Raw genomic sequence first — 25,774 nt, forward strand, 5'->3', positions numbered from 1 at the left:
ACCGCTTTTCGAAAAAAGCGGTTTTTGTATTTTTAAAAAAGATTCCTTAGAATAATTCTTTTCTGATAATGTTCTGACTTCTTTCAGGACCTACAGAAACCAAATAAACATTGATTCCCAGATACTTTTCGATGAACTCGATGTATTTCTGAGCCGTGTCCGGAAGTTCGTCGTAGCTTCTTACTTTGGTAAGATCTTCGTTCCAACCTGGTAAATCCTGATAAATTGGCTCGTAGTTGTACAATTTTTCTGTTGAAGAAGTGAAATAATCGATGATTTTTCCGTCTTCAGTTTTGTAATGTGTAACTATTTTCAGGTTTTCAATTCCTGTAAGAACGTCTAATTTAGTAATTACTAAGTTATTGATACCATTGATCATACAGGCGTGCTTCAAAGAAACTAAGTCTAACCAACCTGTTCTTCTTGGTCTACCTGTAGTCGCTCCGAATTCACCACCGATTTGTCTGATACTTTCGCCTAACTCATTGTCCAATTCAGAAGGAAAAGGTCCGTTTCCTACTCTTGTGCAATATGCTTTGGCAACACCAATCAAATTCTGAAGTGAAGTTGGCGGAACACCAGCTCCTGTACAAACTCCTCCGGTTGACGGAGAAGATGAAGTTACGTACGGATACGTTCCGAAGTCGATATCCAACATCAACGCCTGAGCGCCTTCAAACAACACGTTTTTACCGTCTCTGATCGCTTCGTTCAGTTCCAGTTCAGTGTCAACGATTCTGTCCTGAAGCTGTTTTCCGATTTCCAGATATTCGTTGTAGATTTCTTCAACGTCTAAAGTTGGTTTGTCGTAATATTTTTCGAAAAGAGAATTCTTGATTTTTAAGTTTTTCTCAATTTTGTCTCTTAAAATCTCAGGATTGAGAAGGTCGATCATTCTGATTCCCACTCTTGCGATTTTATCTTCGTAGCAAGGTCCGATTCCTTTTTTGGTCGTTCCGATCTGCGTTCCTCCGTGCTCTTCCTCACGGTAAGTATCCAAAAGAATGTGGTAAGGCATGATGACATGCGCTCTTCTGCTGATGAAAATGTGATCAGTTCTCAGGCCTTTACTTTCGATCTGATTCACCTCCTTAATGAAAGATTTAGGATTTACCACTACCCCATTGGCAATGATACACTTCCCTTTGCACTGAAGAACTCCCGATGGAAGAAGGTGCAAAACGAATTTCTCTTCACCCACATAAACCGTGTGACCAGCATTGTCGCCCCCCTGGAAACGTACAACGTAATCAGATTTTGCCGATAAAACATCCGTGATTTTTCCTTTACCTTCATCTCCATACTGAAGACCTACAACTACGTAAGTTGACATATTTTACTTTTATTTTAGATTCATGCAAAATTACTTTTAAAAAATTGGGTGGGCAAATTTGAGGGGAATTTTATTTTTTGGAGATATTTTTTTTATTTTTTTTACCGTTTTTTATAGATTCTTTGATCAATTGTGGATGCTTTTCTTTAACAAATTCCGTAAATTGTTTTTCGCTTACAAATTTTAGAATAGACTCCGCAAGTTTATAAACTTTTGTTTCCTTTAATGAAGGGATTTCATTAACTGGGTTAGTATCCAAAGCTTTTGCATTAATGACTGCATCTTTTATAAGTGTTATGAAATTTAAAGGATTGTATCCTTCAGAATCGAAACTAGAAATTTCCTCCTTGAACTCGTTACATTGGTTAGATTTAGAATTATTGAAATTTTCTTTTTTATGTAAAAATAACCAAACTTCAAAACAAGGGTTACTTAAAACAATATTCCAAATAGGTTTATCCAAACAATAGTTTATCATTTCTCTTATCTGTTTTAAGCTCCATCTGTCAATATCCATAACAAACCATAGCTCATCTTCGTCAATCAACCCTTCTTGTTCAATGTATTTAACAGCTCTATCTAAAACCCATTTTGGTGCAGATTTAGTTTCAAATTTTTGTAACAATTCTTCATCTTGAATTTTTTCTTCAATTATATCTACTTTGATTCTTGTTGATAAAAATTCAAACAATCGAAAATATTGAGGCTCCCTCTTTCCTCCTTCACAAGCTATTGCAAATAATTTATAATCGCGAAGCAAATTATTTTGAGTTTCTCTTTTATACCCTCTCTTTCTCTGAATCATAATTATTCCAATTTAGTTCATCTAAATTTGCCAGAAATGGTATCCCTCCAAATCGTCCTTTCAAATATCCTTTTCTAATATCTAAATCATATCGAGGTTTATAATCACTTAAAGAATAAATCGCAGATCCTCCAGTTAACTTATTTTTTTCAACAAACCAAATTTCGTCTTGTCTGAAAATATCCAAATCTAATAAATTTGACTCATGAGTAGTGAATATCAATTGTCCTTTTGTGTTTTCTTCCAACATTATTTTACTAATTACTGCTTTTAATAAAACAGGATGCAAACTTTGATCAATTTCATCAATAATAAAAGTCATATCTTGAGTCAGAACTCCATTAAAAGCCGGTATAAAATCTAGTAGTCTTTGCGTTCCATCTGATTCTTCATCCAACTCGAAATTAATAGAATTACCATTATTATCGATATGTGAGGATGTCAGTTTTTTAACTGTAAATTTATTATCTTCTTTGTTAATAAAGATTTCATTGTTTTTATGAAACATTGTAATTCCACCGGAATTTCCTGATTCCAAATCTCGAATTATGGACTCCTTTAAATCTTCATCATCCTCTCCAAAAAATTTATTAAAATCAAAAGTTTCAACTTTCAATTCTTTTATACCAGTATCGAAAGACTTTAATAATGTATTAGAAAACTCATAAAAAACCTTAGAATAAGCCATAAAAACTATTAAATTACTAACTTTACTGTGAGGATAAATAATAATTATCTTATCTGTAATTTTGTATTTAATTTGAGATAATAATTTAATTTTAAGTTCAAATTCTTTAGATAAAAGAGTTTCATTAGGCTTTAATAAATTTTCTTCTAATATTTCAATAATTATTTTCTGTTTATTATTCTTAATATATTCTTCATGAAATCTAATTTTTGTTTTTCCCTTAATTGATGTTGTTCTTTCAAAAATAATTTTATCATCCCTTCTAATGCCAGATTCAATCAACCACTCAGACAATATTATATTATGATCAAAGGTAAAACCATATCTATAGATTTTTCTTCCTAATAAAAATTCGAGTTCAAATGTAATAGGCTTAGTCTTATTTATACTATTAAGTTTGAACTTAAAATTATGTATAGGTTGAAAAATGCCATCATCCTTAATTATATCCTGAAAAAACTCAATCGCCTTGACAATATTTGATTTTCCAGCACCATTAGCACCATAAATTGCTGCTGCCCTTAATGTTTTTACTGAACCTGGATAAACATGGTTTTTGTGAGTCTTAAAATTACCTACTAACATATTAAACTCCGTCTCTTTATCAAAAGATAGGAAATTTTCAACAACAAATCTAATTAACATATCATATAAATTTAAATTTCTTAACTAAAATACGGAAAATTCTCTTAATTAAAACAATAGTAACAAAACTATGAAAAAACAAATATGTTTTAAGAGAAAAAATCACTTCGGTGAAAAATTGATCTGCGAAATCACAACCATATTTCCATGATAATACTTTAAAAATTCGTCAGAATTTCCACATTTTGAAGGTCTAAATTATTCATTGCTTCATCAAAAAGAATTATTGAAAGTCAAGTTTTACAAACCTGATACACCTCACAAAAAACTTTCATCAAAATTCCGTAACTTTGCCGCCTACTAAAAATTTTATGGAAAGTATTCAAGTTCACGACAAAACTTTTGTGCCTTATTTAGAGGATGCCGAAATTCAGGAGATTGTAAAAGCTACCGCTCTGAAAATTTATGCAGATTATAAGAATGAAGTTCCTGTTTTCATTGGCGTTTTGAACGGTGTCATTATGTTTTTCTCTGATCTTTTAAAACATTATCCGGGTGAATGTGAGATTGCATTTATCCAAATGAGCTCCTACGCCGGAACTGAGTCTACAGGAATTGTTTACCAGAAAATGGAGCTTACGAAAGATGTAAAAGACCGTCACATTATCCTGGTAGAAGATATTGTGGATACGGGAAATACGGTTGAAAGCCTTTTCAAATATTTTAACGAAACCCAAAGGCCGAAATCTGTGAAAATCGCTTCATTTTTATTGAAACCTGAAGTTTACAAGAAAGATTTTAAACTAGATTATATCGGAAAAGAAATTCCAAACAAATTTGTTTTAGGGTATGGTCTTGATTACGATGAGTTGGGAAGAAATTTACCCAACCTGTATCAACTGGCTGACGGACAAATCAACCATTAAAATGCTGTTGGCTTTTAGCAGACAGCTTTTAGCCTTCATTTAGAAAAATTGAAAGAAATAAATTTTAATAATAACTAAAAATAAGCTGAAAGCAAAAGCAAATCGCCTAATGTCAAAAGGCAAACTGCCAACTGCCAAAAGCAATTCACTATTATGATAAACATTGTTCTGTTCGGCCCTCCGGGAAGTGGAAAAGGTACACAAGCTCAAAACTTAATCGAAAAATTCAATTTAAAACAAATCTCAACGGGAGATCTTTTCAGATTCAACATGAAAAATGATACCGAACTTGGGAAACTGGCTAAATCGTACATCGATAAAGGAGAATTGGTTCCGGATCAGGTAACAACAGATATGCTGATTGACGAGATCAGAAAACCGACCGATGCGGCAGGATTTATTTTTGACGGATATCCAAGAACAGCTGTGCAGACAGAAGCTTTGGAAAAAATCGTAAAAGAAGAAATGAATGATGAGATCGATGTTTGTCTTTCTCTGGTTGTAGCAGACGATATTTTACTGGAAAGACTTTTGAAAAGAGGCGAAACCAGCGGAAGATCTGATGACAGCAACGCAGAAATCATCGGAAGCAGAATAAAAGAATATTACGCAAAAACTGCAGAAGTTGCAGAATTATATAAGCAGCAGGGCAAATACGTTGAGATCAACGGTGTAGGAGAAATCAATGATATCTCTGAAATGCTTTTTGCTGAAGTTCAAAAATTTTCATAAATTTTTGATTCAATATTCAAAGTTCAATATTCAAGGTTGGGAACTTTGAACTTTAAACCTCAAACCTTGAATTGAAATTATGAGCAATTTTGTAGATTACGTAAAGATCCATTGTAAAAGCGGTCATGGTGGCGGAGGTTCTGCCCATCTTCGCCGTGAAAAATATATCCCCAAAGGTGGTCCTGATGGTGGAGACGGAGGCCGTGGCGGTCACGTGATCATGAGAGGAAATGCCCATGAATGGACTTTACTTCCGCTTCGTTACACCCGTCACGTAAAAGCGGAACGCGGACAGAACGGAGCAAAAAACCAGTTGACAGGAGCTTTTGGTGAAGATGTATATGTAGATGTTCCCATCGGAACAATTGCCAAAAATGAAGATGGCGAAATTATTGGCGAAATTATGGAAGACGGTCAGGAAATTATCCTGATGGAAGGTGGAAAAGGTGGAAAAGGAAATGAGTTTTTCAAATCTTCTACCAACCAGACGCCTCGTTTTGCACAGCCAGGGATGCCGGGACAGGAAGGTTACGTAGTTTTCGAACTTAAAATCCTTGCGGATGTAGGATTGGTAGGCTTCCCGAATGCCGGAAAATCTACTCTTTTGGCATCAGTTTCTGCTGCTAAACCAAAAATTGCCAATTACGCTTTCACCACTTTAACTCCAAACCTGGGAATCGTGGATTACAGAAACTACAAATCTTTTGTAATGGCAGATATTCCTGGGATTATCGAAGGCGCTGCTGAAGGTAAAGGTTTAGGGCACAGATTCCTGAGACATATTGAAAGAAATTCGATTTTATTATTTTTAATTCCTGCGGATTCTGAAGATCATTTTCAGGAGTTTAAAATTCTGGAAAACGAGTTGAAAGAATACAATCCTGAACTTTTAGATAAAGATTTCATTATTTCAATTTCTAAAGCAGATCTTCTGGATGATGAACTGAGAAAAGAAATCTCAGCAGAATTTCCGGAGAATAAAAAACCGTTATTCTTCTCAGGTGTCACCGGTGAAGGCCTCACAGAACTGAAAGATGCCATCTGGAAACAACTTCACGGATGAAAAATAAAAATTGTGCTGTAAAGAGATTTGCAGCACAATTTCTTTATAAAAACTTCGTTAGATTTAATATTAAACTAAAAGAAAAATGACAAAGAATTTTTTTTTGACCTTAGCGGTCACAATTTCGGGACTTATAACTGCCCAGACAACTTCTGAAAGCTCCGGATCTGATTTTAAATTTGGTGCAAAAGCGGGCTACTCATTATCAAACATGAAAATTTTTGATGACAAGCTGGATTCTCAATCCTATTTCTATGCAGGATTTGTTGTGGAAAAACCGGTTTCATCAAACGTAAGTATTCAGGCTGAAGCTTTGTACACTCAGATTGGCGGTAAAGATTCTCTTCCGCTGGTAGAGCTTGTTAACAACGAAATCGTTGAGACGGGAAATGTAGAGTTCAATTATCAGTTTACTCAAATTCAGATTCCTGTTTCAGTAAAATATTATTTTGTTCCAAAATTTTCGGCTTCTGCAGGGGTGAATTTCGGATTTAATCTTTCTGAAAAAATGAAAACCAATGTAATTGTAAACGGTACAGATTCTCAGGATCTGGTAGATTATAAAACTTTAAACCTTTTCCCTTTTCTTGGTGCAGAATATAAAATAACTGACAAAATTTTTGTTGACGCAAGATACAACTTCAACTTTTTTGATACTCACAGGAAAGGTTTTGAAACAAAAATTGGCTTTCTGCAAGCCGGTGTAGGTTACAGATTTAATTAATATATAGAAAAGAGAAGCTGAAAAGTTTCTCTTTTATTTTTTGCACATAATTACCACCTCATTTTGTGAAAATCCACGATAATTATCTTCTTCAAAAATCTGAACATCCGTTATAAAACCGGCATCACTCAAACGTTTTTCAAGTCCTGAAACCGAATAAATTCTTACGTGATCATCCTGTCCGAAATACTTTAACCTTTCCTGAGGCGTTATTTTACTGAAATCTTCATAGATTTCTCCGTCTTTGAAAGGTGTCTGAATTAAAACTGAGCCTTCCGGTTTTAAAACTCTGTACAGCTCTTTCATTGCCGCAGCATCTTCTGTAATATGTTCGAGGATGTGATAGCAGACAATCAGATCAAAAGTATTGTCTTCTGCATCAATTTTTGTGATGTCAAAACGGTAATCAGAAAGAAATTCATTCTCAAAATCAGTGGGAAAGTAGGAAATATCTTTTCTTTTTTTCCATTTTTTGTACAGCATTCTTGACGGCGAAAAATCGAGAAAAAAGTCACTGGATTTTAAAAATTCTGTTTCCAGGAGGAGATTGAGTCTTCTTGTTCGCGGCAGACTTCCGCACACAGGGCAGATGAGATCACCGTTTTCCAGTTTTACAAATTTCTTTAAACCGGTTTCGCAGATATTGCAGCGATGGTTATTTCCACGATAAAATGGTTTTAATAATTTCCGAAACTGATCTTCATTTTTGATGAGAGTTTCTTTGGAAATAATATTTTTCACAACCGATTTCAGAAAATTGTACATACTGTAATTATCAGAATTCAAAATAACAAAATTTAGAAGAAAACTAAAGCAATCAGCATCAAAATCCTCAAAAAAAATCAATGGAATAATTATTGCAAGACCCCACAAAATTATTTTAAAATAAAATTCTCAAAAAAATAAATTCAGGAAAAAATCCAGCTTTATTAGACTTTTCTGTACTTTTTATAAAACATTAAAAATTTAGATATGAAATATTTATTCGCATTATTTGCATCCGTTGTTCTTTTATCATGTGCTTCACAAAAAAACAATTCAAAATATTCTCAAATAGAATATGAGGCGGGGCCATGCTTTGGCTCATGCCCAATGTTTAAAATTATTGTTAATCCAGACCGAACTGCGACTTTTGAGGCTGAACATTTTAACTTCTCCAAAGGCTTTACAAAAGGAGAGTTCGATAAGCCCAGAGAAGGCACTTTTAAAGGAACTGTAAAAGAAGAAGATTATAAAAAACTGACTGCCCTGATTGACGGACTGATCATCAAAACCATGAATGACAAGTACGGAAGCAGAAATATAAGTGACATGGCAACTTCTTACCTGAGAATAAAATTTGCTGACGGAACCTCAAAAGAAGTGGAAGATTACGGCAAAAAAGGAAGCCCTAAACTGATGGAAGTGTACAGATTTTTTGAAGATCTCAGAACCAATCAGGACTGGAAAAAGGTGGAATAATTTTCTTAAAATAATTTAGAGTATCTTTGCAGCATATTTCGCGGCATTCTCAGCCAGACAGTAAATGATTTTACTTAAAAACTCTGTTAAAAAAACTTAGCAGATCTGCTAAAAATGATGAAGTATACTGCTTCGACCGCATTATTTTAATACACAACAAATATTTTGTTATTTACCGACTTAAATTTGATTAAGCCCATCCTTGATGCGCTTCAAGATCAAGGTTACGAAAAACCTACCCCTATTCAGGAACAAGCGATTCCTTCAATATTAGAGCAAAGAGATGTGCTTGGTACAGCACAGACCGGAACAGGAAAAACAGCCGCTTTTGCCATTCCAATTCTTCAGAACCTTACCGAAAGAAAAGGCCCGAAAAACAATCATATCAAGGCACTGATTCTTACGCCAACAAGAGAACTGGCGATTCAGATTGAAGAAAGTTTTAACGATTACGGAAAAAACCTGTCTTTGAGACAGCTTGTTGTTTTTGGTGGTGTAAAACAGGGAAATCAGGAAAAAGCTTTGAGAAGAGGCGTTGATATCCTTGTGGCTACACCGGGAAGACTACTGGATTTTATCGCACAGGGAATTATCTCCCTTAAAAATCTTGAAATTTTCGTTTTGGATGAGGCCGACAGAATGCTCGACATGGGTTTTGTACACGACGTAAAAAGAATCATTAAACTTTTACCTCAAAGAAGACAGACTCTGTTTTTCTCTGCAACGATGCCCACAGAAATTCAGAAACTGGCGGATTCAATTCTAAATACTCCAATAAAAGTTTCGGTAACACCCATATCTTCTACAGCAGAAACCATTAAACAATCTGTTTATTTTGTTGATAAAGATAAAAAGCTGGATCTGCTTTCTCACATTCTTCAGGAAAACATTAAAGAATCTGTTTTGGTTTTCTCAAGAACCAAGCATGGTGCAGATAAAATTGCCAGAAAATTACAGGCTTCAAACATCACAGCAGAAGCGATTCACGGGAATAAATCTCAAAATGCGAGACAGAATGCTTTAAGTAATTTTAAATCAGGAAAAACGCGCGTTTTGGTGGCAACAGACATTGCTGCAAGAGGAATTGATATTGACGAACTGAAATATGTAATCAACTTTGAACTTTCTGATGTGGCAGAAACTTATGTTCACAGAATCGGAAGAACGGGCCGGGCAGGAGCTGAGGGAAGTTCGCTTTCATTTGTTGACGGTTTGGATTTATTAAATTTAAAAGACACCGAAAAATTAATAGGAATGAAAATTCCTGTGGTGAAAGATCATCCTTTCCACACCGATAATCTGATTGTTGAAAAGAGAGACTCCAATAACAAACCTTTTCTTCCAAGACCGAACCCTGCAGGTCAGCAGAAATCTGATCACAGCAAAAAGCCTAAGAATAAAAGTAATTTTTTCAGAAAGAAATAAAAGCAAAGCCTTCCGATGGGAAGGCTTATTTTTTTCTCAGAACCCAGACATCCTGCTGTGGTTTTCCATTATCTATGTAAGATTTTTGATGTTCCATAACCTCAAATTCTTCAAAAAGATTTTTCATAAACTGGTCAGGATGAAATGCAGAATAAGTTCTGTGCCCTTCTTTTACATTTCCACGAACTACCAGTTTATCAGCTTCAAAATTTTTAATTTCAGATTCAGTTAAAATTGTTTTAAACATGTTTCCCTGCATAGTCAATATCAGGATTCCATCTTTTTTGATGATTCTTGATAGTTCACTTCTCCATTCAAAATGCATTTTCTCAGACAAATGTGTAAAAATCGAAATACCATAAACAAAATCAAAAAAAGAATCTTCATACGGAAGAATCGCATCCAGCGTATTCAAATTAAAAATAACATCTTTTATATTTTTCTTGTTCCAGGAAATTGTTTCTGGATTATAGTCTGTTGCATAAACGCCTGTGTGTGTGTGTGTGTAGGTTTAACTTCTTAGGAATATGCCGCACCACTCTTGCCGGACCGCATCCCCAATCTAAAATTTTAGGATCAATTACGTTACTGAATTTTTTATAAAGATTGATCAAAAAATCAGCAGACGAAGCTCCACTGTTATAATATGATTTGTAATCTAAATGGAAGGATTCATACATTAAATAATCAGGAGGAAAAACAAAATCAGGATGCAACATTTGAAACTCTCTGTTTCTTTTTGCATTTTTGTTTTTAGCTAATAAAAATCTTAATTTATCTGCTAAATAAATTAATTTTAAATATCTCAACAATTTTGAAAAGACAGCTTTCATTTCTTTTATATAGGATTTGTTTTAAAAATTCTCTTTGCATTCTCAGTTGTTATTCTGTCAATTTCAGAAAAATCAACTCCGTAAATATCAACCAGTTTTCCTGCAACCAAATCAAGATATGAACTTTCATTTCTTTTTCCACGGAACGGAACGGGTGCAAGATAAGGAGAATCTGTTTCAAGAACGATTTTATTCAAAGGAATTTCTTTTAAAAACTGATCGATCTTGCCATTTTTAAAGGTCACTACCCCACCGATTCCTAAGATAAAATTTAAATCTAAAGCATGATTTGCCTGTTCAAGATTTCCTGAGAAACAATGGAAAATCCCACGTAATTTCGGATGTTTTTTTCTTTCTAAAACTTCAAAAGTCTCGTCAAAACTTTCTCTTGTGTGAATGACAATTGGCAAATATTTTTCAATTGCCCATTCGATCTGCTGTTCAAAAGCTTTCACCTGAATATCCAGAGTTGATTTATCCCAATACAGATCAATCCCAATCTCTCCGATGGCTGGAAAATGTCTTTGGTCGAGATAATTTTTTGCGATTTCAAGCTCTTTTTCCCACGTTTCCGGTTTTACATAGCAAGGATGCAGTCCCATCATGGAAAAAATCTGATCAGGATATTCACTTTCAAGCTGCAACATTTTTTCGTGCGATTCTGAATCGATGGCTGGAATATAAAATTCTGTAATTCCTTTATCTAAAGCTCTTTGAATAGCTTCTGCTCTGTCTTCATCAAATTCTTCTGCGTATAAATGCGTATGTGTATCAATCATCATTTTTAAAATTTCAAAAGATCTTCGTAAGGATTTTCTAAATTTAAAAGAGCTCCGAAAGCGGGTTCTGTTTTAATTCCTTTTTTCTTAAGATCTATTATTTTCTGTTTAAATTCCTCTCCTTTTTCCATCAGAATTTTGTGCTGTGCGATCATGTGGAGAAATGCGTTCTGTTGCGTTGTTTGCTTGTTTTGTCCGAAAATTTCGACTGGAAATTCTTCAATTTTAAAATTACAGACAACCGATGTAGTACCGTTAATTACAATGGTTTCAATATTCAAATCAAATTCAGAAAATGTTTTATTTAAAAAGTTTTTAAACTCAACCTGATCTTTAACCTCGCAAATAATATCCAAATCGCTTCCTTTAATGTCTATTTCAATTGGAATAGTTCCTGCTAATATTGGATAATAACCTTTTAATCTTTCAAAAATTCTGTATTTAATAAGAACTTCAAAAACTCTTTTCTGCTTTTCATTTCCTGTTTTCAGATAATCAGGTTTTGTAAAATCAATCATCTGAAAATATTTTATGCTTTACTTTCAGGCGTTGAACTTCAATTCTCTGATTTAATTTTTCTTTAAATTCAATGAATTTCGGATCTTTCTCATCATCAGTTCTGTGTTCCAAAGCCTGATTGATTTTAAAATTTTCTCTGATAAAATCTTTGGTTTCATCTGAAAAATAAGCATTTCCAAATTTTTCAAAAATATAATTTACTGCCTGAGAATTCGGGTGAATCAAATCGTCTTTATAAAATCGATAATCCCTTAAATCATCCATTAAAATCTCATAAATCGGAAGATAATGACAGTTTTCAAACTGCGAAATGACTTCGTGAACCGCCGTAATTAATTTAGATTTACTCAACTGATTTTCAATCATACCATCTTTGGAGTGACGAACGGGCGAAACAGTGAACAAGATCTGAAGATTTTCCGGACAGATGTCTTTTAAATTGATAATCGTATCGTAAATAGAATCTGTCAGTTCCGGATGCGTCAACAGTCTTTTCTCAAAAAATTTCTGCGGAATTTTGTGACAGTTGGCGACCAGTTTTTTCTTTGGTTGAAATTCATAAATAAATGAAGTTCCGTAAGTGATGATCACCAATTTAGATTCCTGCAAAAACTGATTTCCTTCAACCAATTTGGAATTTATTTTATCTAAAGTCTGATGAATAAACCTCGTGTCAAAACTAGTATGATGATCAAGCGAAATAAATTCATCCTGATAACTGATCAGTTCATCTTCATTATAAAATTCTGAATCATGAAGTCTTTTAACCGAATTATTGATCGAAAAAGGATTAAAAATCGTTCCGAATGGATTGTTAACGGTTTGAAGCTGACCTTTCTGAAACAAATCAGACATTTCAGAAGCAAAGCATGATCCTATTGAAAATATTTTATCTTCAATTCCGATTTTGTTTTCAGATTCTGCGACGTTTACTTCGGTACGGAATTTCATTCTGTCAATTTGAAAATGAGTTAATTTGATAATTTGAAAATAAGAATTGAATTGCTGATAATTTTCAAATTGGTACATTATCAAATTTTCAAACTAGCTTTCTCTTCTCAACAGATAGTTTGCCAGTTCTGCGAAAGGTTTTTTTTTCTCATCATCGATGTCGATTTTGTGAAGGAAGCTTTGCCCGATTTCGTTGTGTTTTTCGATCAGTCTTAAAGCTTTTTCGTCAACACCGGTTCTTCTGAAAATCTTTTCTACGCCGTAGACTTTATCAATATTATCGGTCTTTTTAGAATACCAGAAATCAAGTTCTTTCAGTTCAGCTTCGGTAGCGTACTCTCTTGCTAAAAGGTAAAGTACAGTCTTTTTGTTTTCGTAAATATCTCCGGCATGCTTCTTTCCAAACTGTGCCTGATCTCCGAATACATCCAGATAATCATCCATAATCTGAAAGGCAATCCCGATGTGTTTTCCAAAGTTGAAGATAGCTTTGGCATCCTTAAAATTAGCTTTTGCGATCATCGCACCGATTTCGAAAGATGATGCGCTTAAAACGCCTGTTTTATAGGTTATCATTCTAATGTAATCGTCAAAAGTAACATCTTCTTTTGTCTCAAAATTGATGTCATACTGCTGACCTTCACAAAGAAGCAAACCGGTATGCGTAAAAATTCTGATGCAGGCTTTAAAGATTTCCGGTTCCAGATCTTCGAAGAATTTATAAGCTTTCAGCATTAATCCGTCTCCCGAAAGAATTCCTGTGTTGATCCCGTGAAGGGTATGAATGGTTGGTTTGTTTCTTCTTAAAGGTGCTTCATCCATAATATCATCATGAATCAGCGTGAAATTATGGAAAAACTCTATTGCCAGAGCAGGTTTTATTGCCTCTTTCATATCGCCTCCAAAAAGGTCGCAGGCCATGAGAACCATAATCGGACGAAGACGCTTCCCACCATGAGAAATGATGTAATTCATCGGTTCGTAAAGCTCTGCCGGCTTGTCTTTGAAAGTATATTTGGTAATGGCATCAGCAACAATCTGTTGGTAGGTGTCTAAGAATTCCATAAAATGTAAAATAGTTTGAACAAAAATACGATTTTCTGAGGGGTTTTGAAATAAAAAACTTTGGGTAAACAATACAATTTTACATTCATCAGGAACTTCTTTTTCTTTTAAAATATACAAAATGCAAAAGGTCAGTACGGAAAAATAAAATGCACGCCTGCTTCCTCTAAAAGCTCTCGGGGATTTATAAAAAAGCACGGGAGCTTTTAGCATAATCGTCTAAAAGATTTTTATTTGAGTTCAATACCCTTTATTCAAAACAAAAAACTTTGCCCAAATGAGCAAAGTTCTGATATTTTAAAGTGATCAATTTTTATGTGAAATAAGTAACTGCTAAGTAAGTAATTCCCGCAACGATCGCTGAAATAGGAATCGTTAAAACCCAAGCCCAAAGAAGACTAACAGTGATTCCCCATCTTACGGCTGAGATTCTTTTCGTTAAACCTACCCCGATAATTGAACCTGTAATCGTGTGTGTAGTAGAAACAGGAATACCGAAATGGTCTGTTAAAAACAATGTAATTGCACCTGCAGTTTCAGCACTTACCCCTTCCAGAGAAGTAACTTTTGTAATTTTTGTTCCCATTGTCTTGATGATCTTCCAACCTCCGCTCATTGTTCCCAGTGCGATGGCCACGAAAGACACCAACGGAACCCACAGATAATCTTTCGCAAAATGGTCAAAACGGTCTGCTGAGGCAATTTTTAGATATTCAGGATCCACAAGCATCTGAACGTGATAGTAAATAACTGCAGCACCAATGATTCCCATCACTTTCTGTGCATCATTCAAACCATGTCCTAAACTGAACAGTGCAGAGGAAACCAGCTGCAGTCTTTTAAAAGATTTATCTGCCTTGTAAGGATTTGAGTTTTTGTAAAGGTGTACAATTATTAAAGTGATTAGGATAGAAATAATCATACCTACAATTGGCGCCATGAAGATGAAAAGAAAGATAGGTATCACCTTCTCAAATTTTACGATGTCCTGCGTAGTAACTTTTACCGCTGCATGTTTTATAGTCTCAAACACTCCGAAATCCGGATGTGCAGCTACAACTTCTCGGTAATCCATCATAAAGGCATGCATAAGAGCCGCTCCTAAAAACCCACCGATCAATGTGTGAGAAGATGATGAAGGAATACCGAACCACCAGGTTAGAAGATTCCAGGCAATTGCGGCTACCAGACCGGAAAATATAACTTCAAGAGTAATGAAATTTTCGTTGACGGTTTTGGCAATTGTATTACCAATTTTAAAATCTTTTATTATATACGCAGCAATAAAGAAAGCTGCAAAGTTCCATAGTGCTGCCCAAAGTACAGCCTGAAACGGAGTTAAAACTTTTGTAGAAACGATAGTTGCAATAGAGTTGGCTGCATCATGAAAACCATTGATATAATCAAAGATCAGCGCCAAAGCAATAATCACTATCAGTAAAACAGGAAATTCCATTTATAGATTTATTGTTTAAGCGTATTTAATCATGATATTCTCGATCGTATTGGCTACGTCTTCGGCTTTATCTGTCACAATCTCAAGATAGTTAAGTACAGAAGAAACCTTAATCACATTGATGGCATCATTGCTTTCGAAAAGCTCAACCATAGAGTTTGAAAGAAGATCATCAGCAATATTTTCTATAGAATTTACTTTGATACAGGCCTCTTTTACCTGTTCCATGTTTTTGAAACCTTTAAGATTCTTCATGGCATTCTGAATTTCCACGCAGGCTTTCTGAATTAACAGCGAGAAATCTGCATAGGCCTTCATCTCTGGAGATTTGTAAAGGAAAATATATTTTGCCGAAGCATAGATATAATCTGCAATATCGTCTAAACCTGTTGCCAGAGTGTGAATATCTTCACGGTCAAACGGAGTAATAAAGTTTTTCCCAAGCTCTATAAAAATTTCGTGCGTAAGCTCATCATTTTTATGCTCGTAATCGCTCATTTTCTTCAGAAGAGAATCATCATTAAGATCGAAATCTTTAATTCCTGCGTTGAATTCTTCAGACATGGCCACAAGGTTGTCTGTTACTTTTTCGAAAAGCACGAAGAAAATTTTATCTTTAGGCTGAAAAGCGTGGAAAATATTACCAATTCCCATTGTATGTATATATTATAATTCGAGTGCAAATTTCAGTAAAAAGCTTCTTACCAAAAAGCATCCAGCATTAATTTTTGTTCATATTGGGATAATATTTTCAACAATGGCATTTAATTGGAAAACGGGAAAATTGATGAACAAAAAAAACTTTAAAACGCAGATTTACTGATATTTAAACAAAAAAAAGCCGACAAAACTGCCGGCTAAATTTATATGGTAAGAATAAGATTAGTTCGCTTCTTCAGCTCTCATCTCTTTCCCTTTGAATTTCATAGACTGAATATTTCCTAAAAGCTCGTTTTTGAAAGATTTTTCAATCTCAAAGAAAGAGAATTTCTCAAGGATTTCGATATTCCCGATTTCCGCTCTCTTGCTTCCTTTGCTTGAAGTAGCTTTGTTGATGATTTCTAAAACGTCCAGTTTTTTCAGTTGGTCTTTTTTACCAAGATTGAAGAAAAATCTGGTCATATTTTCGTCTCTCTGTCTTGGTTTTCCGCCACGGTCGCTTCTGCCTCTCTCGCCTCTTCCGTCACGGTCACCTCTTGGGCCTCTGTCACGGTCACGTTCTCTGCCTCTTCCATCTCTGTCACGGTCTCTTCTATCACCTCTTCCGCCTCTGTCGTCGTCTCTGTTGTTAAATTTCTGCTCGTGAAGATCGTCTCTGTCTTTGTAGTAAGCAGCAAGATCTTTCAACTGAAACTGAAGAAGTTTGTGCACCAGTTCTTCTTTTGTAAATTCCGAAAGATCCGGGATTAAAGAATCATCAAACTCAAAGAAATCTTCGTTTACTTCCAAAAGATTTTCAAAAACTCCTCCTACCTGTGCTTTGATAATATCTTTACCTGTAGGAATTCTTGCTTCGTGAATCTCGATTTTAGTAACCGCTTTAATCTGCTTTAATTTTCTGCTTTCTTCAGGTTTAATCAAAGAAATAGAAATTCCGTCTTTCCCGGCTCTACCCGTTCTACCACTTCTGTGAACAAATACTTCAGGATCATCCGGTAAAGAGAAATGCACTACGTGAGTTAATGAATCCACATCCAAACCTCTCGCAGCCACGTCAGTAGCAACCAGAATATCGATATTTTTAAGTCTGAATTTTTTCATTACAGTATCTCTCTGCGCCTGAGAAAGATCCCCATGAAGAGCATCAGCTGCATAACCGTTCTGCATCAGAAAATCGGCAACTTCCTGAGTTTCCATTCTTGTTCTGCAGAATATAATTGAATATTGATTAGGGTTTGAATCGATCAGTCTCTTCAAAGCCTCTTTTTTCTGACGGTAACCAGCCACGTAATATTCATGTTTGATGTTCTTTTTAACTTCGTTAATAGAACCTACAGAAATACGGTGAGGATTCGTAAGATAATTTTTAGAAATTCTTTCAACTTCTTTGCTCATCGTTGCCGAGAATAAGAAAGTCTGTTTCGTTTCCGGAGTTTCGCTCATAATGGTTTCCAGTTCGTCTTTGAAACCCATAGAAAGCATTTCATCTGCCTCGTCTAAAACCAACCAGTGAATTGCTGAAAAGTCTAACGCTTTTCTTTTGATTAAATCAATCACCCTTCCCGGAGTTCCCACAATAATCTGCGGTTTATCCTTTAAAGAACGCATTTGATCCATAATACTGCTTCCACCGTAAACTGCTGTAGATTTAATGTTTGGCATGTACTTCGTGTAATTTTGGATGTCTTTAGCAATCTGAAGACATAATTCCCGCGTCGGACAAAGCACCAAAAATTGGATTTTGCGACTCGTATCGTCAATCATATCCAAAATCGGAAGCGAAAACGCTGCTGTTTTGCCTGTCCCTGTCTGCGCAAGTGCGATCAAATCGCGAATATCTGAAAGAATAAAAGGGATAGTCTGTTTTTGGATTTCTGTCGGGCTTTCATAACCCAGTTCGCCAACGGCCTTAAGAATATCAGGACTTAAATTGGACTCCGTAAATAAATTCATTAAATAATATAAAATTTTTGCAAAGATACAATTATAATTCGGATAATCTTACATGGTATATTACAGATTTAATAATTTAACATCTTAAAAACCATTCATATTTTAAAATAATTAAAAAAATCATCTTTTTTATTCATAATTTTAAAAAATATCTTGCCCCTCAACTATTTAAGAAATTATAGATTTTAACATCATTATTTTATTAATTCTTTAAAAAATTACCGGGGTATGGATTGAAAATTGCTAAATTTGATTTAAAATCATCCTCCTTATGTCTGTATCAATCTCTGAAAACACTTTGACTTTTCTCAAAAATCTTGTCCAAAACAATAACCGTGAGTGGTTTACAGAAAATAAGCGATACTACACCGAATCTCAGGAAAACCTGATTGCGTTTATGGAAACTCTAATTTCTGAAATGGGAACTTTTGATGAAGACATTCTGAAAAATGATGCTAAAAAAACACTTTTCAGAATTTACCGTGACGTAAGATTTTCGAAAGATAAATCTCCATACAAAACCAATATGGGAGCGTCTTTAGGAATGGGAAAAGGAAGCTGGAAAGCCGGCTACTACCTTCATGTGGAGCCGGGAAAATCTTTTCTCGCTTCAGGAATTTACATGCCGGATTCTGCAGCTTTAAAAGCGATCCGCAAAGAAATCTCTTTATATTCTGAAGATTTCCTGAAGATTATTCATCAGAAGGATTTTAAAAAACTTTTTAAAGAACTGGATCAGGACGATAAACTAAAGAAGATTCCTCAAGGATTTGAAAAAGAAGATCCAATGGCAGAATATTTAAAACTGAAAAATTTTATTGTAGTTTATCCTTTGACGGATGATCAACTCACGCACAAAGATGCAGCAAAAAAATTCTCTGAAGTATTCAAAACCGCTAAGCCGCTGAATGATTTTCTGAACAGGGCGATTGAGGAATAGACTATTGTAAAGACAGCAATCTTACGGACTGTGCCGAGGTTTTAAAAATTTTAGGCTACACGGATACCGCTCCTAACGGAGCTGCCTGTATGTTTTCAAAGTTCTAAAAATCATCAGTATTTTTCTCACAAATCTAAAAACCAACATACCCAAACCACGTCTGCCTGAATTTATTTTCTCAAAAAAATATATTAAGAATTTTTTGGCAAAATCATTACCTTTGCCAATAGCAAAATAATCGCAGGATGTCTTTATATCAAAGAATTGCAGAACAGCTGCAGTACATCAGTCCGGAGTTTTATAAGAGAAGATATTTTAAAAAACTTGTTGGTCTTACTCAAAACAATTTTTCAGCAAGAAATATTGAACCGGAACTCGTTTGGATAAAGAACATTTTGTCTACTGATGCAGTAATCTTTGACATCGGCGCCAACGTGGGAACTTTTCTTTATCATTTTGAAAATAAACTAAAGCCACAAAATATTTATGCTTTTGAACCTAACGGGAATCTTTTTACAAGATTAAAGAGATTGTTTCCAAAGGTCAATTTATCAGCCGTGGCTTTATCTGATGAAAATACCACTGCTCAGTTTAAAGTACCTGTAATCAATGGGAAATTAGTCACATCAAGAGGAACTTTAAATACCAATTATAAAGAAAAAGACGAAGAAAATTCTTATACAGAAACCGTAGAAGTTGTAAAACTGGATAACTGGGTAAAATCTAAAAACATCAGCAGAATTGATTTCATAAAAATCGATGTGGAGGGAAATGAGATGAAAACCCTTTTCGGTGGAAAAGAAACAATACAAAAATTCAAACCAACGTTGATGGTGGAAATGGAGCAGAGACACCACGAAACTCCTATTTGGAATGAGATTTCCGAAGTGGAAAATTGGGGCTTTAATTCGCATTATTTAAACCGAAAAACATTCACTCTGGAAAAACTGACTGAAGAAATCCTGCTCAAAAATATCAGCGACGAAAAAAACAAAACCGAATACATCAACAACATTATTTTCCTTCCTAAAAACGTTTAAAAACTGAGTATGAGTGTAGTTGCAAGGCAGGGTTTTAAATATTCGGTGATAGGATATGTGGCGACCTTAATCGGGATGTTTTCGATTTTTATTTTCACCAACAATCTTATTTTTTACGGAAAATTGCGATACATTATGTCTGCGGCAGAAATGCTGGTTCCGTTCGTAGTGTTAGGAATTTCGTATTCCAATGTAAAATTCTTTGGCAAAGCTCAGGAAGACGGCAAAAATCAAAATCTACTCTCGCTTTCTCTGGCTTTGATCTGCATTAATTTTCTTATTTTTCTAATCGTATTTTTTCTCATCCCGAATTTTTATCCTCATTTTACTGAACTGAAAATCTGGGAAAGTAAAAAATATATCCTTCCGCTTGTTCTGACACTTTCGCTTTGTGCCGTTTTCAACAGATACATCTCCAATTACAAAAGGATTGTCGTTTCCAATATTTTTGACAATCTATTGCCCAAACTGGCGAATCTGGGCTCGTTCTGTCTTTTTTTTTATTTTCAGTTTTCGGAACAGATTGCGTTGGCTTTTTTCTTCGGAATGTTTGCCTTGATGCTTTCCGGATACATTTATTACACCAACAAACTTGAAAAAGTACAACTCGATTTCAGTAGAGATTACTTTAAAAAAGATAATTTTTACAAGGAATTTGCCGCCTACAGTTTTTTCGGATTTCTGGGAACTTTCGGAAACCACATGGCGATCAACAATTATATGATTGGCGAGTTTATCGGAGACGAAGAAATCGCTGTTTATAGTATTTTACTGGCTCTGATTTCTTTAATTTCTATTCCGCAACTGGGTTTATTTAATATTTCTGCACCGATTATCAGAAAAAATCTTGCTGATGGAGACATGGAAGAACTCGACAGATTTCACAAGAAAACCTCACTTACAATTTACTTTTTGGGAGCCGTTTTGTTTGGCTGCATCATGGTAGGATTTCCTTATCTGACGCATTTTATGCCCAAAAAAGGAGATTTACTGAGAATGTACGAGCCGGTCATCTGGATTTGGGGTTCTGCGGTTTTACTTGATCTGGCAACGGGTTTCAATGGAAATATTATTTCGCTTTCCAAATATTATAAATTTAACATTATTGTAATGCTGTTGCTGGCGGGATTAACGATAGGGCTAAACTGGTATTTTATCAACCATACAGACCTTTCACTCATAGGAATTGCACTCTCTACGGCAATTTCTGTTACTCTTTACAATATGATTAAAGTGATTTTCAATTACTTTGTATTTAAAGTATTGCCTTTCTCGATAGAAATGATTTTTGTTTCGATTATCTGCACTTTGGCCATTACGGTGGCTATTGTTTTGCCTGTTTTTGAGAATAATTTTGTGAATTTGGTATACAAACCTGCGGTAGTTTTACTGTTGATTTTCATCGGAAACTATTTTACCAAAATTTTCCCTTTAGAGCAGTATATCAATATGAAATTCATTAAAAGTATTCTGAAATTCAAATAAGATTTTTGAGCGTATTTTCTAAATTTCCCAAGACAATCTGCTTGCTGAATTCTTTTTGAAAATTATAATTAATCTTTTTCAAATCATAGAACTGCTGAAATACATCAACTTTTTCTCCAACAATAAAATCGTGGTTTGACAGATAATTTTCAGGAAAAACAGCCATTTTTCCAAACTTGATGGCATCACCGATGTTTCCGGTCATTTTGCTTTTTCCATAAATTTCTTTCTGGCTGAAAAACTCTGTCTCCTGCTGAATCGGGCACCACAAAACATCTGCTTTTTTCATCCATATTTCAAATTCTTCCTGCGAAACTCTCTCGGTAAAATATTTTAAATCAATTTTCTCTGAAACTTTTTTAATATTCTCAAGCTCTTCTCCTTTTGCCTTCCCCAGAAAAACAAACTCAATATTTTCCGCTGATTCTGATTTTTGAATGGTATTTAAAACATGTTTGTAATCGCGCCTTTTTTGAGAAACTCCGCCTGGAAGAACAACTGTCAATTTTTCATTTTCGTTCTGAACAAATTCTTTGGTATAAAAAAGCGATAAAAAATGATATTCTGATGAGGAAAAGCTTTTATCCAAAACAAGTTGAGACGCGCTCTGATAAACTTTGGAAGAATTTGTCAATCCCTCTTTCCATAAAAGTTTTAAACGGTAAAAAAGATCATCCTTGAAAATATTTTTAAATAAATTAAATTTTGAAGCTTTGGAAAAATTGAGATTATGAACGATTACAGCGGTCTTATATTTTTGGATAATTCTTGAAAATGTGCTGAAATAACGGTGTACCGTTCCAATAATTATCAAATCATATTTTTTGGATTTCAGCTGATCTAAAATCATCGAATTATCTGATAACCAGATATTTTTATCATATCGTGGAATCTGATTTTTAATTTTTTCCGAAAAATAATAATCAACAGAAAATTCTTTGGAATCTTTCATTAAATCCAAAAAATCCGCAGCGATTTCTGCGTGGGTGTCGATTTCTATATAAGCGATCTTTTTCAAACTGATGACTTGTAAGTTTTGGCTAAAGCCAATGGAAAATTTTTATTTATAAACGGGCTAAGCACGTTCCTATTGATTTACATTTTAAACCATTTATTTTTAAACATATTCCACCTTTGCTGATTGATGACCTTCTGTTCATCATTAGAAATTTTCAATTGCAGATTTTGAGATTTACATTTTTCATACGAACTGATAATTTGAAACAAAAACGCAGGAGATTTTATTTTCATCGCTTCTTTTGCTGCTGCGACGTAGGTAAGAAAACGGTTTAAACCTAAAAAATAGAAATATCTTCCGTAGTAATCTGCCGGTTTGATGGTATAATCTGAGCCTTTAACCTTAATTAATTTTACATGCAGCTCAGGAATTACAACTTCTTTCCAGCCTAAATTCTGTAACAAAATTGCATCAATATTATCCCATCCTAAAGTTTCACGCAAACCGCCGATTTCAATAAAACATTCCTTCCGGTAAGCTTTCATCGGACCGCGGACATGATGCTTGTTTGAATTCCCTTCATCCACCCATTCGCCGTTTTTTTCTATATACAAGAGTCCACCAACGAGGCCGTAATCTGAATTTCCAGTAAAAGCATCAGCAACTGCCTGAAGGTAATTTTCACTTAAAATAATATCAGAATCAAACTTACAGATGATTTCAAAATCATGTACATTCTCTATTTCTAAACCTTTTTTAAAAGCTGCAACCACTTTTGAACCAGGCTGATGTGCTGATTTCTGTAGATTGATAGTTTCAAATCTTGAGTCATTTTCCACATATCTCTGAACTACTTCAGCAGTTCCATCCGTCGAGCCGTCATTTACAACAACCACTTTAAAATCCCTGCAACTTTGCTGTTGTAAAGAATCGAGAGTGAACGGCAAATTGTTTTCCTCGTTGTGTGCAGGAATAATGATCAGAAATTTCAAAGCGAAAAATTAGTTTTCAAATTTAGTTTAAATCCATCAAAAAGCCTTCTTCTCATTTTTAAAAAAAGTGAAAAGAGGGCTGAATGATTTATCAGTTTTATTTAAATTAAGTATTATTTTGTGGGATATTTTTGAATTAGAGCCTGTAAAATTGCCCATGTTTCAGCATCCATAATTCCGTCGTAATTTGTTGGTCTGAAGTGATATTGAAATGCTTCGATGGTTCTTTTCGTGGCATCATCCCATTTTTCGGAAAGTTCCAGCCCGTAGCCAAATTTCTGGAGATTTGTTTTTACAGAAAAAATGAACGCCGGATCATCATATTTTACGGCGAAATCTGTCATTGCCAAATTGTAGAAATTTTGTTTCGTTGGCTCATCGTACCACATCCCTATTTGATATTCATCATACAGTTTTTTCCATGGGAACAGAGGTCCCGGATCCTGCTTTCTCGTTGGTGCAATATCTGAATGCGCCAGAACATTGGTAGGAGGAATCTGGTATCTGTCAACAATATCTTTTGCCAAAGCTGCGACTTTTTTCACCTGTTCATCGCTGTAAGGTAGGAAGGTTTTCTTGCCGGTAGCATCAGCGGTATAGCCGATGTTTACGATTTCAATACCAACGGAATTGTCATTGAGGTTTTTATCTGATCTCCAGGTACTTATTCCGGCGTGATAGGCTCTTTTATTTTCGTCAACCAACTGGTAAATTTCGTTGTCCCCAAGATTATTCACAAGATAATGAGCGCTTACTGATTTTTGCGTAAGTGCTGTAAGCGATCTGCTGTCATCCAACGCAGTATAATGTAAAATCAAATATCGCTGTCTGAAATTCTGTCCCAAAGAAGGGAAATAAGTCTTGACTACTCTGTAACCCTGAGGTTTTGCAGAAACTATCGAACCGTAACTTGCAGTATTATCGTTATTGGCTGCATTGGCAATATTTTCGCTATAGAATTCTACTCCATTCTGTGTTTTAATCTGTGGTTTCTTTGCCGCCTCTTCGTCACTTTTTCCTACCGTTTTGGTTGTGCCAGAAGCAATTTTAGGTCTGTAAGTAGAAGCAACTGTTTTTTTCTTTGCAGCACACGAAAAAATAAGAGTGCTTAATCCGATGATATATAATGTTTTACGCATCTGTTGTATTTTATAGTCGATTATCAGGGTAAAAATACACATTTTTTTTGTTAAAAATATTTGCTTGTTAATGAAAACTAATCTATATTTGCACTCGCAATAACGGAATAAAGATCTTTAAAATATAAGATAAAGGAGAGTTGCCTGAGTGGCCGAAAGGACATGTTTGCTAAACATGCGTACTGGAAACGGTACCAAGGGTTCGAATCCCTTACTCTCCGCTTTTATCTTTCCTCGGGGCGTAGCGTAGTCCGGTCATCGCGCCTGGTTTGGGACCAGGAGGTCGCAGGTTCGAATCCTGCCGCCCCGACAGTTTTAGATAATTTTCACAAAATTACAAATGGGTGCGTAGCTCAGCTGGATAGAGCATCTGCCTTCTAAGCAGACGGTCTCAGGTTCGAATCCTGACGCGCTCACAGAAAGAGAAATCAGTAGTGGTTTCTCTTTTTTTTGGTTAATACATAAAACGCATCAATCCCGAAACCTAGGGACTATGCAAAAAGTTTTAACAATCTGAAGAGGAAAATGATTTGTCATGCACACATCGAAGCTACAGTCTGAAGTTTTTTATTTTAGAATCGAATGATATGGCAGACGCATAGGTAATTCTTTGTTCAAAATAATTCAGAATGTCGATGTAGTGATTCATAATGGTTTACGTGAGTAGAGAAAACGCTTTGAAGCCAGATTCCTCCACTTCTTTGCACCACTGCGCCAATTTGAGCATGGCTACCGATTTTTGAACGTTTTGATCGTAAATTTTCCTTAATCCATCAACCAAATGGTAGGCTTTTCTAAATCCGGATACTGAGAAGATAAGATTTCGGCTCTCTGATTTTGCGATGCAGTCCATTTTTCTAAGCTTTTGTAGAGCAAATATCGGCCTCTTGCTAAGAGTTGTTTTCTTTTGTCCCCATTTTCAAAATCTTCAATTTTGGTTTTTGTGCCTTTATTTTTTGCTTCTGTCAGCAGATTATTTTCCAGTACAATGCCTTGCCAACGATGCCGAATTCTGAGAGTACTTCAGGCAAAAATAATTTCAGAATTTCGGCATTATCTAGACAAAATTATCAATTTTTATTTTTCTCCCCAAGTTTTGAAACTGAACCCTGAAAGAACTATTCACCTTAGCTATTTGTTTTAACAAAAAAAGAATCCGTCTCACAACAAAATTTGAGGCGGATTTTTTATTTCAGTAAAATGTATATTATTTTGAAAAATAGAAAAAGTTGTCCTCTTTAGGCAACTTTCTTTCTTAGATT

26 protein-coding genes and 3 tRNA genes are annotated in these 25,774 nt (G+C 34.9%); 12 read left to right on the forward strand and 17 right to left on the reverse strand.

Annotated features, from left to right (window positions below; translation table 11 throughout):
• Positions 1-46 precede the first annotated feature (46 nt).
• The 3 genes from ASG31_RS04580 to ASG31_RS04590 form a co-directional block, all read right to left on the reverse strand.
• Positions 47-1,333, reverse strand: a complete 1,287-nt coding sequence (locus ASG31_RS04580; protein WP_056028591.1) for an adenylosuccinate synthase — start codon at positions 1,331-1,333, stop codon at positions 47-49.
• Positions 1,334-1,403: 70 nt separating this feature from the next.
• A complete protein-coding gene (locus tag ASG31_RS04585) occupies positions 1,404-2,138 on the reverse strand; it encodes an RloB family protein (protein WP_056028594.1) in 735 nt (244 codons plus the stop codon).
• Positions 2,113-3,471 (reverse strand): AAA family ATPase, encoded by a 1,359-nt coding sequence (locus ASG31_RS04590; RefSeq protein ID WP_056028597.1) that lies wholly within the window; start codon positions 3,469-3,471, stop codon positions 2,113-2,115. The genes ASG31_RS04585 and ASG31_RS04590 overlap by 26 nt, the downstream gene beginning before the upstream one ends.
• Positions 3,472-3,782: 311 nt before the next feature.
• Here ASG31_RS04590 and ASG31_RS04595 point away from each other — a divergent pair, with 311 nt between their 5' ends.
• The 4 genes from ASG31_RS04595 (at position 3,783) to ASG31_RS04610 (ending at position 6,856) form a co-directional block, all read left to right on the forward strand.
• Positions 3,783-4,337, forward strand: coding sequence for a phosphoribosyltransferase (locus ASG31_RS04595; RefSeq protein WP_056028600.1), 555 nt, complete (start codon positions 3,783-3,785; stop codon positions 4,335-4,337).
• A 153-nt stretch (positions 4,338-4,490) separates the two neighbouring features.
• Positions 4,491-5,069, forward strand: a complete 579-nt coding sequence (locus tag ASG31_RS04600) for an adenylate kinase (protein WP_056028606.1) — start codon at positions 4,491-4,493, stop codon at positions 5,067-5,069.
• 79 nt (positions 5,070-5,148) lie between these two features.
• Complete coding sequence (gene obgE, locus ASG31_RS04605) at positions 5,149-6,132, forward strand: GTPase ObgE (protein ID WP_056028609.1); 984 nt, start codon at positions 5,149-5,151, stop codon at positions 6,130-6,132.
• 85 nt (positions 6,133-6,217) lie between these two features.
• Positions 6,218-6,856: a porin family protein gene (locus tag ASG31_RS04610; RefSeq protein WP_056028612.1), complete on the forward strand. Its 639-nt coding sequence runs from the start codon at positions 6,218-6,220 to the stop codon at positions 6,854-6,856.
• Positions 6,857-6,889: 33 nt separating this feature from the next.
• Here the strand turns inward: ASG31_RS04610 and ASG31_RS04615 are convergent, their stop codons facing one another.
• The gene (locus ASG31_RS04615; RefSeq protein ID WP_231433805.1) at positions 6,890-7,642 is read right to left on the reverse strand and encodes a class I SAM-dependent methyltransferase; all 753 of its coding nucleotides are present in this window, start codon (positions 7,640-7,642) and stop codon (positions 6,890-6,892) included.
• 186 nt (positions 7,643-7,828) lie between these two features.
• Here ASG31_RS04615 and ASG31_RS04620 point away from each other — a divergent pair, with 186 nt between their 5' ends.
• Both ASG31_RS04620 and ASG31_RS04625 read left to right on the forward strand, forming a co-directional pair.
• The gene (locus ASG31_RS04620) at positions 7,829-8,317 is read left to right on the forward strand and encodes a DUF6438 domain-containing protein (RefSeq protein ID WP_056028615.1); all 489 of its coding nucleotides are present in this window, start codon (positions 7,829-7,831) and stop codon (positions 8,315-8,317) included.
• Positions 8,318-8,482: 165 nt separating this feature from the next.
• Positions 8,483-9,742: a DEAD/DEAH box helicase gene (locus ASG31_RS04625; RefSeq protein WP_056028618.1), complete on the forward strand. Its 1,260-nt coding sequence runs from the start codon at positions 8,483-8,485 to the stop codon at positions 9,740-9,742.
• A gap of 25 nt (positions 9,743-9,767) precedes the next feature.
• Here ASG31_RS04625 and ASG31_RS18305 read toward each other — a convergent pair whose 3' ends face one another.
• The 9 genes from ASG31_RS18305 to ASG31_RS04665 all read right to left on the reverse strand — a co-directional run bounded on the left by ASG31_RS18305 (position 9,768) and on the right by ASG31_RS04665 (position 17,958).
• Positions 9,768-10,199, reverse strand: a complete 432-nt coding sequence (locus ASG31_RS18305; protein WP_117585815.1) for a methyltransferase domain-containing protein — start codon at positions 10,197-10,199, stop codon at positions 9,768-9,770.
• A 10-nt stretch (positions 10,200-10,209) separates the two neighbouring features.
• Entirely contained in the window at positions 10,210-10,575 is a 366-nt protein-coding gene (locus ASG31_RS18310) for a hypothetical protein (protein WP_117585816.1), read from the reverse strand.
• Positions 10,576-10,580: 5 nt separating this feature from the next.
• On the reverse strand, positions 10,581-11,354 hold the full coding sequence (locus tag ASG31_RS04635; RefSeq protein ID WP_056028676.1) for a TatD family hydrolase: 774 nt from the start codon (positions 11,352-11,354) through the stop codon (positions 10,581-10,583).
• 5 nt (positions 11,355-11,359) lie between these two features.
• Positions 11,360-11,872, reverse strand: a complete 513-nt coding sequence (locus ASG31_RS04640) for a DUF4269 domain-containing protein (protein ID WP_056028621.1) — start codon at positions 11,870-11,872, stop codon at positions 11,360-11,362.
• Positions 11,865-12,824, reverse strand: a complete 960-nt coding sequence (locus ASG31_RS04645; protein ID WP_056028679.1) for a GSCFA domain-containing protein — start codon at positions 12,822-12,824, stop codon at positions 11,865-11,867. Before ASG31_RS04645 ends, ASG31_RS04640 begins: the two co-directional genes overlap by 8 nt.
• 93 nt (positions 12,825-12,917) lie before the next feature.
• Positions 12,918-13,889 carry a polyprenyl synthetase family protein gene (locus ASG31_RS04650; protein WP_056028682.1) on the reverse strand — a complete coding sequence of 324 codons (972 nt, stop codon included), beginning with the start codon at positions 13,887-13,889 and terminating at the stop codon, positions 12,918-12,920.
• Between the two features lie 313 nt (positions 13,890-14,202).
• Positions 14,203-15,345 carry an inorganic phosphate transporter gene (locus ASG31_RS04655; protein ID WP_056028624.1) on the reverse strand — a complete coding sequence of 381 codons (1,143 nt, stop codon included), beginning with the start codon at positions 15,343-15,345 and terminating at the stop codon, positions 14,203-14,205.
• A gap of 15 nt (positions 15,346-15,360) precedes the next feature.
• Positions 15,361-15,999: a DUF47 domain-containing protein gene (locus ASG31_RS04660; RefSeq protein ID WP_056028627.1), complete on the reverse strand. Its 639-nt coding sequence runs from the start codon at positions 15,997-15,999 to the stop codon at positions 15,361-15,363.
• A 228-nt stretch (positions 16,000-16,227) separates the two neighbouring features.
• Positions 16,228-17,958: a DEAD/DEAH box helicase gene (locus ASG31_RS04665; RefSeq protein ID WP_056028630.1), complete on the reverse strand. Its 1,731-nt coding sequence runs from the start codon at positions 17,956-17,958 to the stop codon at positions 16,228-16,230.
• A 271-nt stretch (positions 17,959-18,229) separates the two neighbouring features.
• On the opposite strand from ASG31_RS04665, the gene ASG31_RS04670 reads away from it, so the two are divergent.
• The 3 genes from ASG31_RS04670 to ASG31_RS04680 all read left to right on the forward strand — a co-directional run bounded on the left by ASG31_RS04670 (position 18,230) and on the right by ASG31_RS04680 (position 21,423).
• A complete protein-coding gene (locus ASG31_RS04670) occupies positions 18,230-18,898 on the forward strand; it encodes a DUF2461 domain-containing protein (protein WP_056028633.1) in 669 nt (222 codons plus the stop codon).
• A gap of 245 nt (positions 18,899-19,143) precedes the next feature.
• Positions 19,144-19,938 carry an FkbM family methyltransferase gene (locus tag ASG31_RS04675; protein ID WP_056028636.1) on the forward strand — a complete coding sequence of 265 codons (795 nt, stop codon included), beginning with the start codon at positions 19,144-19,146 and terminating at the stop codon, positions 19,936-19,938.
• Positions 19,939-19,947: 9 nt separating this feature from the next.
• Positions 19,948-21,423, forward strand: coding sequence for a lipopolysaccharide biosynthesis protein (locus ASG31_RS04680; protein WP_056028639.1), 1,476 nt, complete (start codon positions 19,948-19,950; stop codon positions 21,421-21,423).
• On the opposite strand, the gene ASG31_RS04685 is transcribed toward ASG31_RS04680, so the two are convergent.
• The 3 genes from ASG31_RS04685 to ASG31_RS04695 all read right to left on the reverse strand — a co-directional run bounded on the left by ASG31_RS04685 (position 21,416) and on the right by ASG31_RS04695 (position 24,512).
• Entirely contained in the window at positions 21,416-22,441 is a 1,026-nt protein-coding gene (locus tag ASG31_RS04685) for a hypothetical protein (RefSeq protein WP_056028642.1), read from the reverse strand. The genes ASG31_RS04680 and ASG31_RS04685 overlap by 8 nt on opposite strands.
• A 77-nt stretch (positions 22,442-22,518) precedes the next feature.
• Positions 22,519-23,373 carry a glycosyltransferase family 2 protein gene (locus tag ASG31_RS04690; RefSeq protein ID WP_056028645.1) on the reverse strand — a complete coding sequence of 285 codons (855 nt, stop codon included), beginning with the start codon at positions 23,371-23,373 and terminating at the stop codon, positions 22,519-22,521.
• 113 nt (positions 23,374-23,486) lie between these two features.
• Entirely contained in the window at positions 23,487-24,512 is a 1,026-nt protein-coding gene (locus ASG31_RS04695; protein ID WP_056028648.1) for an N-acetylmuramoyl-L-alanine amidase, read from the reverse strand.
• A 134-nt stretch (positions 24,513-24,646) separates the two neighbouring features.
• Between ASG31_RS04695 and ASG31_RS04700 the strand changes: the two genes are divergently transcribed.
• The 3 genes from ASG31_RS04700 to ASG31_RS04710 all read left to right on the forward strand — a co-directional run bounded on the left by ASG31_RS04700 (position 24,647) and on the right by ASG31_RS04710 (position 24,928).
• Positions 24,647-24,733 (forward strand) — tRNA-Ser (locus ASG31_RS04700).
• Between the two features lie 14 nt (positions 24,734-24,747).
• A tRNA-Pro gene (locus ASG31_RS04705) sits at positions 24,748-24,822 on the forward strand.
• Positions 24,823-24,854: 32 nt separating this feature from the next.
• Positions 24,855-24,928: transfer RNA gene (locus ASG31_RS04710), tRNA-Arg, on the forward strand.
• 239 nt (positions 24,929-25,167) lie between these two features.
• Here the strand turns inward: ASG31_RS04710 and ASG31_RS18315 are convergent.
• The gene (locus ASG31_RS18315; RefSeq protein WP_056028651.1) at positions 25,168-25,365 is read right to left on the reverse strand and encodes a transposase; all 198 of its coding nucleotides are present in this window, start codon (positions 25,363-25,365) and stop codon (positions 25,168-25,170) included.
• Between the last annotated feature and the right edge of the window lie 409 nt (positions 25,366-25,774).

Source organism: Chryseobacterium sp. Leaf404 (assembly GCF_001424145.1).
GTDB lineage: Bacteria > Bacteroidota > Bacteroidia > Flavobacteriales > Weeksellaceae > Chryseobacterium.